Below are 11,309 nucleotides of genomic sequence, written 5' to 3' on the forward strand. Positions count from 1 at the left end.
TTAAAGGGTTAGGCTTAAAAAGCCTAATCCTTTATTAAAAAGGTAGGTTTTATAAGAACTCTATAGGCTCTTATTAACCTTTCCGCGCTTTTGTTTATACATGGCTTCATCGGCAGCCTTAATCGTCTTGTTTAATTGACCGTGATACTGCTCGATGCCGTAGCTAAAACTAATATCTCCTAGTTCACTCAGGGCTGTTTCTATAATATTTATCTCATTTTCGATACGCTCTAAAGGCCCGTGGCACAGCGCTATAAATTCATCGCCGCCATAACGTGCCACTAACTGATTTTCATGCCATTGGCCTTTGAGGAGACTGCTAAAATGTTGCAGTGCTGCGTCGCCCGCAGTATGACCATGCTGATCGTTAATCGCTTTAAGGTTATCTAAATCGATGAGTATCAAGTAGCAACCAAAGTGGGGCTTCAGCTGCCACTCTTTGACAAGCGTTTCAAAACGTTGACGATTGTACAATTCCGTTAAACTATCAAAGTTAGCCAGCAAATTAATCTTATGAGTTTTTTGGTAAAGAGAAATGGCATTTGCAGCTTCGTGAGTCAATATAGCCACGAGGTTGCGGTCATAATGGCTAAATGCTTTCACTTTTCCGCTGTCTAAATTGAGCATGGCGTATAGCTGACCATCGATATGGATCGGGCTCGATAGGGTTGAGCGTATCGGTGTTGAGGGAGCATCAAGCAGGATATTTTGAGCTGACGAGCTTAATGAGCTGCGAGAGTTGATAGCTTCCATATCATCAATGACGACCACTCTGTCGCACTTACCTTTGGTTAACCGATATTCAAATGATTGCTTCAAATTGATATTGAGCTGCCTAAGCTTACCAATATCGATTCCTACACTCGATTCAAATGATAATGCACCTGTTTCGGGCTCGACTCGAATAATAGAACCCATTTCAGCGCCATCAACACTGCTCACGGCTTTATTAAGTAGCGCGTTTAAAAAAGCGGTTTCATCTTGATACTGACCGGAAATGTTGACTAATTCGAAGGTTGTTTCATTCACATGCACAACTTGCTGCAGATGTTCCCAAAGCCTTGTGAGTCGTCCCTGATGAAAATAGTAATTGAGACTGTAGCCAAGCAGATAGATGATGGCAACGAGTAGCAGGTTTGCAACGGCGTTTGGTGATGCTGTGATGCTGAAAAAAAATGACCAACAGATAAAAAGTAGCATTAAAGGCGCGCCTAGCAGAGCTAAGTGGGTCTTCCAATCGAGTGAATCAATTTTTTTCTTTTTTAAACTGTCTTTGATGGGCAACATTAATATCCTATTCTACTCGTTCAAACCATATGTCTGCTGCATTCAAAAGAAAATGTGTGCGGGTAAAATTCATTTTAAATTACTTAAAGAGTAGATAAAAAGTACAACTCTAACAAGTGGTTAATCTTGCCATGGCTACAAGGCTCAATTGTTTGAGATTATTGGGCAAGTTTATCAAATTTGCCGTACTAAACAGTAGTGCTATTTAGGTTTAATAACGGAAATGTATACATCATCATTTAGACTTACAAAATTATTTGTATGAAAGTCCGCCACCTTTACAAAATGATACAAAACTTGCACATTTTAAAAGCATTGGGGGCTCTTGCTTCTTTGTCGGCGTGAAATCACAGAGATCTAAAGGTAAATAAGGGAATGACTCGCGATCTTAATAATTTGTTATACATATGTACTAATAAGTTATTTGCAGTCAAAACAAAGCTTAGGGATAATTACGCTATTGGCTTTGGGGGAAGCCTGTTTACTCTTTGCGCTTGTTTTCATTATAATGCGCGCAAATATAATAATGTACCGCCCTACTGAAGGACTTAAAATGAGCAAACCATTTGTTGCAGTATTAATGGGGTCTGATTCTGACCTGCCTACAATGCAATCTACCCTAGATGTACTAAAGACTTTCAACATTACGTTTGAAGCTAAAGTAACATCTGCCCACCGCACTCCAGCTGCTACACACGCTTACGTGACTGACGCTGAAGCTCGTGGTTGTAAAGTATTTATCTGTGCAGCAGGTCTTGCGGCACATCTAGCTGGCGCAGTTGCTGGTATCACCACTCGCCCAGTAATTGGTGTTCCAGTTGATTGTGGTCCACTACAAGGTCATGACGCATTGCTATCTACAGTGATGATGCCAGGTGGCGTTCCTGTTGCTACCGTTGCTATCGGTAGTGCTGGTGCTAAGAATGCGGGTTACTTAGCTGCACAAATGCTAGCAGTGGGTGATGATGCATTAGCGGTAGCAGTAAAAGAAGAACGTGCTAAGTCTGCTGAAGCTGTTCAAGCTAAAGATGCAGCGCTTCAAGCTAAACTAGCTTAAGCGACAGCAAACAAATAAAACCGTAGTGTTTTCACTGCGGTTTTTTTGTACCTGCTAATACTAAGGTTATTATTGCAATGTCGTCCGCTATAGACAAATTCCCCGCAGCGATGCAGACTTATTGTTTCAATACTCTGTAAAGGACCTTGGCGTGTTTGAGCCCAATCCCCCAACAGATCAACCTGTAAATGCAGATCCTGATCAAGTGCTCATGCTGCAATATGCAAGTGGCAATGCTCGCGCGTTTGAACTGCTATACAGTAAACACAAAGGTCCGTTATATCGCTACTTTGTGCGGCAAATCTATGACAATCAATTAGCTGAAGATCTGTACCAAGAAGCCTGGAGCAGAGTGATAAAGGCGGCAGCCAATTATCAAGCTAAAGCAAAGTTCACCACTTGGTTATATCGAATCGCCCATAACCTGATTATCGACCATGTAAGAGCCAAAAAGCCTGAAAGTAGTTTTAGTGACACTTTTGAGGATGAACAAGAAACTGAATTCGTCGCCAGTTGTTTGTCTGAATCTCCAGAGCAATTACTGCAACAACAGAAAAAAGCACTGTTACTTAAAGACTGTGTGAAAGACTTACCGCAAGTTCAACAGGAAGCGTTCTTGCTTAATATTGAAATGGGCTTCACAGCTGCAACGATTGCCGATATTGCAGGTGCTACAGTGGAAGCAACTAAAAGCCGTCTTCGCTACGCAAATAAAGGCCTTAAAGCCTGTGTCGACCTGAAGTGGCAGGAGGTGGAATATGACTAAAGAGGCTGAAGACAATACTCAAAAAGAGCTGCATGCTCTTTATCAACATATTGAACAAGAACAGCCATCAAAGGCACTTGATAATGCCATTCTAGAACTCGCTGCAAGTCATGCAAAGCCGCGGGTGAAAAGCCAGTCATTTTGGCGCAAGCACCGTTGGCCACTGTCTTCTGCGGCTTCTGTATTACTGGTGGTCACTTTGTTTGTGATAAATCCACAAATGCAGACGGGTAATTTGAGCGATGAGGCTATGCCAGCCTTAATGTCGACGCCACAAGAGCACAACGCTCCAGCGGTGATGAGAATGGCTACGCCAGAACAAGAGTCAGGTAAAATATCAGCTCAAGAAAGTACTCGCGCAGATGAAACAGCGCAAATCAAGCTGCAATCGTCGGATTTCAATGGTGCTAACAAGCTAAAAAACGTTGGGACTGATACTAAAGCGCTGATTGCTGAATTCGATGAGATTGAAAAAATGCTTACTCTAGAAGAGTTTGCTCAGGCTGAACAAGCACTACAACAGATAGAAAGTGAATATGGAACCCAGTTGCAGTCAAATGAGGCATTGCAAAATCGCTTTAACAAATTGCAAAAACAGCTAGATGATCCGAGGGAGTAGCATCATCCAGTTTATTAATAGCAAATAGCCTTATCATGAATAATGCCTACTCATGCAGTAGGCATTATTCATTGAACCAATCCCAGATCCCAAGAGAAGTACCTTCAAATAGATCAATGCCTAATGCTGATTTTAGTAAATAGAGTAGCAGCAAGCCAAGAGCCATAGATAGCATAATAAAGCCAAATAAAGACAGGATGAAAACGGCCATAGATACCTGTTTTTCCTTGCGATTTAAAGCGCGTTTATTTCTACCTAAAAGGAATACATAGAAAAAACGCCAGCCAACAAACGGAAAATAAAACGTGCCGCGGCTATCAATAAAGTGTTGCTGCCACGGTTTGCCAATCAGTGCTAGTCGGAAATAGATAAGCTGTGATTCACTGTAACTATTGGCATATCCGCTTGGCATATCCAATAACGCTTTGTGGACGCGGGGGTCGTCCCTTAAAGAGGGGCGTTGATATTCGGAGGTCATTTTTATCCTTTATTAGGGACTGTTGATCTTCACTTAGCCATCTAGGCTTCATCGCTCAATCCTTATACTAGAAGTACTGAATTTGAACAAACTAAGCGCTAAAGATCCGCTGTCTCTTGCCAATACAAGGTGTTAGTTGGAAAAGTGTGTTGACCTATCAAGCGTAGCTGATTGTAGGCAACACTCAAATAGAGATGAATGCGGCAATATCAATCGGTATAAAGATTTGATCGCTCAGCGAGCGTTTAGCGGTTTTGAGGTAAGGTCATTAAATGCTCCTCGGTAACAGCTCCTGCGTTACTCTACCTCCTATATCCATATAGTCGTGCATTAAAGACATTCACCACATCTGACCTCCAAGGATGGAGGGAATGCCTTATACCAATTGCATTAAGTATTTGACCATTTCAGAGCCCCTCAGCCTTTTCAATTCAAAGCGCATTGGTAAAGAAATGGTTATTCCCTTTTAAGCCAATGCAAAGCAGAAGTGGAAAGACTGAAGGGCTCACGTAGTGCGGGTTTCAAAAACGCTGTATGCTTCGCTATGGGATTTGGATATAGAATAACTATTAGCTCAAATTCCACTACTTGCCTACAACGTTTTGAATTCCCGCTGAATGGTCAAACTTTTAATGCAATTGGTATTAAGCATGTCCGCAACATGGCTTGGCCATGTGGTTCGCAGTGAGTGAAGATCATCGTTAAACTAGGTTCAAGTTCATTAACGCATTAACAGAGTCGCTATAACTCGCCTGCCGGAGTGTTTTTGGCTTCCTACTACGGTGTTGGATAAATGCCAAAGGGAGCAGCCATTATGTCAATTATTCGCTTTGAATTAGTTCGCCAAAAACACCTTGAGTAGATCAACTACTTATACCTATTGGTATAAGACACATTTGCTAATAATTCTTTGTGTTGATTTTGCTGAATAGCTGTCAAAAGTTTGCTACTTTGTTTGGCTGAATCGCTCCCATTTAGAATAAATACAATAGGATGGCCTCTTTGATGAAACTTCGTCACTCACTTGCATGTTGCATGTTAGCTTTGGGCACTATGAATATTGCCCCCTCATTTGCCTCTGACTCTAGTGATAAAGCTGGCTATTTTCGCGCTCCAGCACTGAATAATCAAACATTAGTCTTTACTGCTGAGGGCGATCTTTGGACTAAAGATCTGACTGAATCGAAGGCCAGGCGATTAACCAGTTTACCTGCTGAAGAGTTGGGGGCGACCATTTCTCCTGATGGTCAATCTGTTGCTTATGTGGCGAACTATGAAGGTTCGTCAGAGGTTTACGTAATTGCAATTGATGGTGGGCAAGCAAAGCGAGTCAGCTTTGAAAACTCTCGAGTGAGAGTGCAAGGCTGGACCCGTGATGGCAAAATCCTGTATGCCACCGATAATGCATTTGGTCCAGCAAATTATTGGGTATTACGTACGGTAGACCCAGCCAATCTTGTGACAACGGACTTACCTCTTGCCGATGCAATAGAAGGGGTCATTGATGAACAAAATGAATATGTTTACTTCACTCGTTTTGGCCTACAAACCACAGGTGATAATGCCAAAGTGTATCGAGGCGGCGCTAAAGGGGAGCTTTGGCGTTTTAAGTTAGGCGACAAACAAGAAGCGCAGCAATTAGCGGCTACCCATAACGGCTCTGTCAGACAACCCATGTTGTGGCAGTCTCGTGTTTACTTTATCAGCGACAGTGACGGTAACGACAATATCTGGTCAATGTCAGTTGATGGTAAAGATCTGCAGCAACACACGCATTATAAAGAGTGGCAAGTGAGAAGCGCCAAGCTTAATGAGGGGCGTATAGTTTTCCAGCAGGGTGCCGATATTAAGCTTTTCGATATCGCTTCGAATAAAGAACAAGTTGTTGATATTGAGTTAATTTCAGATTTTGCACATAAACGAGAGCATTGGGTCAGCGATCCAATGAAGTATGCAACGTCGACAAAATTCACCCCGCAAAGTGATAGAGTTGTGATCACCGCTCGTAGCCAAGTCGCCATCGCCTCAACGGATGGGCAAAGATTGGTACAGCTGATGATTCCTGCAGACAGTCGAGTGCGTAATGCCATTATGAGTAAAGATGGCCAGTGGGTATACGGGATCAGTGACATTAGCGGCGAGCAGGAAATATGGCGATTTGCCGCCGATGGCAGTGATAAGCGTAAGCAGTTAACCGACAACGGCAAAGCATTGCGCATGGGGTTGCACCTTTCGCCTGACGGCCGTTATTTGGCTCATGACGATTATGACGGTAATGTTTGGCTGTTAGATCTAAAGAAGGGACGTGATAAGAAAATTATTATCCAAGGTGAAGGGCTTGGACCGTACGCCGACATCGTTTGGTCAGGAGACAGTCAATTTATCGCGCTTACCAAAGCCGAGATAGGTAAAAACCGCACCCAAATCGTGTTGTACTCTTTAGATAAAAACAAAGCGCAAGCACTCACCACAGACAAGTATGAGTCGTTTTCGCCCAGTTTTAGTAAAGATGGCGACTGGCTTTATTTTCTCTCAAACCGCAAATTTGTCTCAACTCCAAGCTCTCCATGGGGCGACAGAAACATGGGGCCAATGTTTAACAAGCGGACTGAAGTGTTTGCGATTGCGCTTAATCGTAAAGCACGTTTTGCTTTTCAAAAACCCAATGAGTTACTGAGTGAGCCTAATAAGGACAGTGATGACGAGGTTAAAACTCGTGTTGACTGGGATGGCTTGTCGGCGAGATTATGGCAAGTACCTGTCGCAGCTGGTAACTATTCATCACTGCAACTCGGTGAAGATAAGTTCTATGTGCTTGATAAAAATGTGGGTAGCCGTAAATCTTCTTTGAAAGTGGTTAAGTTTAATCCGCTAAACCCTAAGGTAGATACATTCTCAAAGGATGTGGGTTCATATGCCTTGTCTGATGACAGTAAAAAGCTGTTTATCCGCAAACAATCGAAGCAGGGCAAAGAGATGTTGATTGTTGATGCGGGCGACAAACTACCTAAAGAACTCGATAACGCCAAAGTGCAGGTAAATAATTGGCAGCTTGCTATTCAACCAACAGCTGAATGGCAACAGATGTTTGAAGATGCCTGGTTGATGCACCGTGACTCGTTTTATGACAAAAAAATGCGTGGTGTCGATTGGCAGCAAGCTAAAGTGAAATATCAACCTTTGGTAGATCGTCTAACTGATCGTCATGAGCTCAATGATATCTTCAAGATGATGATGGGGGAGTTAGATTCGCTGCACTCTCAAGTGCGTGGCGGCGACTTTGCTAAAGATCCCAACAAGGCAAAATCAGCAAGCTTAGGTGCGCGTTTAGAGCAAACAAAAGCTGGCGTGGTGATTGAGCATATTTATCAAGGCGACCCAGAGCTTCCTAAGCAAGCGGCGCCGTTAAAGCAGATGGGGGTTGATGCCAAAGTTGGTGATATTATCGTCGCGATAAACGGTAGAAAGCTGACTAATATTGCAGATGTTACTCGCCTTATTCGTAACCAAAGTGCTAAGCAGGTGCTACTAGATCTTAAACGTGGCAATAAAATACATCAAACAATTGTAAAGCCTGTCACTGCATCTGCGAATGCAAAATTAAGATACCAAGACTGGGTCAACCACAACAGCCATGAAGTTAGCAAAGCAAGTGATGGTAAGTTCGGTTACTTGCATCTTTATGCGATGGGCAGTGGTGATATCGCTAGCTTCGCACGTGAGTTCTACGCTAATTATGATAAACAGGGACTAATTATTGATGTTCGCCGTAATCGAGGCGGTAATATCGACAGTTGGATTATTGAGAAACTTCTTAGACGTACATGGGCATTTTGGGCACCAACCCATGGCACTCCATCAGGAAATATGCAACAAACCTTTAATGGTCACTTGGTCGTACTGACCGATCAGCTGACGTATTCAGATGGTGAGACTTTCTCTGCAGGAGTTAAAGCACTAGGTATTGCTCCGCTTATCGGTAAGCAAACTACAGGTGCAGGCGTATGGTTATCTGGCCGTAACTCTCTTACCGATAAGGGAATGGCCCGAGTTGCTGAGTATCCACAATATGCAATGGACGGAAGCTGGATTATTGAAGGGCGCGGCGTCAGTCCTGATATAGAAGTCGATAACCTACCTTACGCAACCTTTACTGGTAACGATGCGCAACTTAAAAAGGCGCTGGACTACCTTAAACAAGCGTTAGATAAACAAGCTGTGGAGGATTTCAACCCTAAAGCGCTACCTGCAAGCGGTATGGCAGAGGATGTAAAAAGAGCCCACTAGCTTCAGCCTAGTATAAAAAATATTGATGAGTTTCGAGCGTTATTGGCCAAGCAGTTCCCAGGTTGATAACGCTCATTTTATTCCTGTGTAACAAAGCCCCCCTGCAGCCGCTTTCGACAAAACTTTTGCCGTTAAATTTAAAATTCAGGTATTGATTGCAGCCCCAATCCGAATATCTAGTGATGTATTTGAGTCGATACTAGGGGCTGCTGGTCTTTCGAGCTTAGTCTTTGTTTGATTACTTACCGTAAGGAATAATTGTTTTAGTACAGGGCTTCAGCGATGCCTGCTTAGCTGGCTAAGCGAAAAACTCGTAACGCATTCTAGCCATAAAAGAATAAAAGCATTGAAACGAACCCTAAGGGCCGCGCTTCATGGCTATTTTGACTGTGTTGTAGGTTATTTGTGGAGAATAACTAAACGACATAGCCTCCGCCTTGTCAAAATAGCCAATAAACTGCGGCAAAAACAACCGTTAAAAATCAACAGCCCCTAAGCTTATTTCCAAAAGATATTGAATTTTACGTGTTTTTAACACTAAACTGGTTAAAAAATGGTAAGTGTTCTAAGCAAAAGCATCGGTTAGGGATAGGGAAGAATATGACTGAACAAAAGGGTACGCCTGAAGAAGTATCTGCAAGTGAAAGTGCCAAGGCTGAAGCCAACCCAGCTGAGGACAAAAAGAACAGTAAAATTCGTAAGGCGACTAACATCATTTTGATTGTTGTTAGTTTTCTATTTGTATTCCACTTAATAGCCGACCGTTTTATTCCTTCCACAGATTTAGGCCGTATTCGCGGCTATGTCGTGCCAATTAGCCCGCAAGTCTCAGGTGAAATTGTTGAGATATTAGCAACTCCCAACACGCTAATTAGAGCGGGAGATGTGTTAGCTAAAATAGATACTACAGACTATGAGATTGCGCTTCATCAGGCTGAACAATCTTTAAAGAAAGCAGGACAAAATGTTGGCGCTCAAACTGCCAATGTCACTGCTGCACAAGCTAAAGTGACCAATGCTGTTGCCAATTATAAAAATGCACAAGTTCAGTCGAAGCGTATTTTCACCATGGTTGATAAGCAGGTTATGTCGCAAGCTGATGCTGACAATGCCCGTGCAGAGTTGACTAAAGCAGAGGCTGGCGTTGCTAGTGCTAAAGCGGATTTGGCCAAGGCAGAGGAGCGTTTAGGTGCAGAGGGGGAGAATAACACCAATGTTAAATCGGCATTACTAAGTTTAGAGCAGGCACAGTTAAATTTGCAGCGCACCTCCATTACAGCACCTACTGACGGTGTCGCGTCTAACTTTAGGTTGAAAGAGGGGATATATGCTAGCGCTGGTCAGCCTATTATGACCTTTATCTCTTCAGAAGATGTCTGGATTGAAGCGTATTTCAGAGAAAATAGTTTAGGCAACATAACTAGCGGTGATGAGGTCGAGTTCGCGCTAGATTATGCGCCAGGCCAAGTGTTTAAAGCAAAGGTGGGTAGCATTGATTATGGTATTGATTGGGGACAGAGTGAACAAACGGGCAAACTTGCTCAGATCTCAGGCCAAACTGGTTGGCTTAGGCAGTCACAACGCTTCCCTGTCACCATAGTATTATCAAAAGATGAAGCGGTCGGACTACGACGTGTGGGCGGCCAAGCCGATGTCATCGTTTATACCAAAGATAATTCAATGATTAACTTATTTGGCCGCGCTTGGATCAGAGTCGTGAGCTGGTTCTCTTATGTCAGATAAAGCTCAGGAGCTTATCGTCAGCACCGAAAAAGCAGCACTTGAAGAGGCTATCTATACTCGGCGAGTGCTCAGGTTCACCTTAGGAATAGGTCTTGCGGTCGCAGTCTCTTCTATATGGGCCTGGCCGCTAGCGTTTATTGTGCCTGTGTTTGTTGCTAAGTTTTTGGTCGACAGACAAGAGCCTACCGTGCAAACCGTGTACGAGTTACTTATCTCAATGATTTGTACGATCGCGATAGCTTGGTTAGTCAGCTTCGGGCCAACACAATACCCTGCGGTTTTACTGCCATTGTTGGCGATGATGATGCTGTGGGGCTACTACCTTTTCAGTAGTCCTAAGTGGAACTTCTTTGCAACGATCTTTATCGTCGCAACGCTGTTGTTACCCTATCTTGGACTGTTGCAGCCGGGCGCATCGTTGATGGTTGGGGTTGGGCTCAGTTTTTCTGGGGTTGTTGCGGTTGCTATTTTTGCATTGCTGCATGTTTTATTGCCTGATCTCTCCCCGGAGAAAGAGTCGCTAGCCAATGCAGAGCAAAGTCATGATGAACGCACTCACGAAGCATTCCGAGCCCTCATCCTAGCGTTTCCTGTTATCTGTTTTTTCTATTTTTTAGAGATCTCTGGCGCGTTACTGACGATGATATTTATCGCTATCTTGTCGCTGCAGGCAGCAGGGGCAAAGAGTATTAAAGTGAGTCTTTTTTTGCTGGTCACTAATGGAATCGGTGGCGTACTGGCAATCGTGTTCTATAACTTATTGACGATTGTTCCTGAATTGCCATTTTATATAGGTATGTCGATGTTAGCAGCGCTAATATTTGGGCAGAAGATATATGCCGATCCCACTAAAGCACCACTCTTTGCGGGGATCTTGTCGGCTTTACTCGTAGTGGTTGGCTCTACGGTTTCCTCAACAGACAAAGATGTTGCGGTTAACTTTTATCTGCGGATTTTGCAGCTATTCTTAGTCGGCGTGTACATGATATTCGCTTCTTTTTATTTAGAATCTAGAGATTGGAAATTCTTGAAAAAGAGAAATAGCCTTTAAGTCGATATAAGAACAATACAG

The 11,309-nt window shown here is 43.3% G+C and carries 8 protein-coding genes; 6 read left to right on the plus strand and 2 right to left on the minus strand.

Annotation, left to right across the window (positions count from 1 at the left end):
- Nucleotides 1-60 precede the first annotated feature (60 nt).
- Entirely contained in the window at nt 61-1,284 is a 1,224-nt protein-coding gene (locus tag SWP_RS06195) for a sensor domain-containing diguanylate cyclase (RefSeq protein WP_044556301.1), read from the minus strand.
- Between the two features lie 556 nt (nt 1,285-1,840).
- Here SWP_RS06195 and purE point away from each other — a divergent pair.
- From purE to SWP_RS23175, 3 genes are all read left to right on the plus strand, one after another.
- Nucleotides 1,841-2,344 carry a 5-(carboxyamino)imidazole ribonucleotide mutase gene (purE, locus tag SWP_RS06200; protein ID WP_044555724.1) on the plus strand — a complete coding sequence of 168 codons (504 nt, stop codon included), beginning with the start codon at nt 1,841-1,843 and terminating at the stop codon, nt 2,342-2,344.
- Nucleotides 2,345-2,555: 211 nt separating this feature from the next.
- Nucleotides 2,556-3,110 (plus strand): sigma-70 family RNA polymerase sigma factor, encoded by a 555-nt coding sequence (locus SWP_RS06205; RefSeq protein ID WP_044556302.1) that lies wholly within the window; start codon nt 2,556-2,558, stop codon nt 3,108-3,110.
- Nucleotides 3,103-3,729, plus strand: coding sequence for a hypothetical protein (locus tag SWP_RS23175; RefSeq protein WP_020911562.1), 627 nt, complete (start codon nt 3,103-3,105; stop codon nt 3,727-3,729). Before SWP_RS06205 ends, SWP_RS23175 begins: the two co-directional genes overlap by 8 nt.
- A gap of 64 nt (nt 3,730-3,793) precedes the next feature.
- Here the strand turns inward: SWP_RS23175 and SWP_RS06215 are convergent, their stop codons facing one another.
- A complete protein-coding gene (locus SWP_RS06215; protein ID WP_020911563.1) occupies nt 3,794-4,207 on the minus strand; it encodes a hypothetical protein in 414 nt (137 codons plus the stop codon).
- A gap of 1,005 nt (nt 4,208-5,212) precedes the next feature.
- Here SWP_RS06215 and SWP_RS06220 point away from each other — a divergent pair.
- From SWP_RS06220 to SWP_RS06230, 3 genes are all read left to right on the plus strand, one after another.
- A complete protein-coding gene (locus tag SWP_RS06220; RefSeq protein WP_020911564.1) occupies nt 5,213-8,494 on the plus strand; it encodes a S41 family peptidase in 3,282 nt (1,093 codons plus the stop codon).
- 600 nt (nt 8,495-9,094) lie between these two features.
- Nucleotides 9,095-10,237 carry an HlyD family secretion protein gene (locus tag SWP_RS06225; RefSeq protein WP_020911566.1) on the plus strand — a complete coding sequence of 381 codons (1,143 nt, stop codon included), beginning with the start codon at nt 9,095-9,097 and terminating at the stop codon, nt 10,235-10,237.
- The gene (locus SWP_RS06230) at nt 10,227-11,288 is read left to right on the plus strand and encodes a DUF2955 domain-containing protein (protein ID WP_020911567.1); all 1,062 of its coding nucleotides are present in this window, start codon (nt 10,227-10,229) and stop codon (nt 11,286-11,288) included. The genes SWP_RS06225 and SWP_RS06230 overlap by 11 nt, the downstream gene beginning before the upstream one ends.
- The last annotated feature ends 21 nt before the right edge of the window (nt 11,289-11,309 follow it).

It is taken from the genome of Shewanella piezotolerans WP3 (assembly GCF_000014885.1).
In the GTDB taxonomy this organism is placed as follows: domain Bacteria; phylum Pseudomonadota; class Gammaproteobacteria; order Enterobacterales; family Shewanellaceae; genus Shewanella; species Shewanella piezotolerans.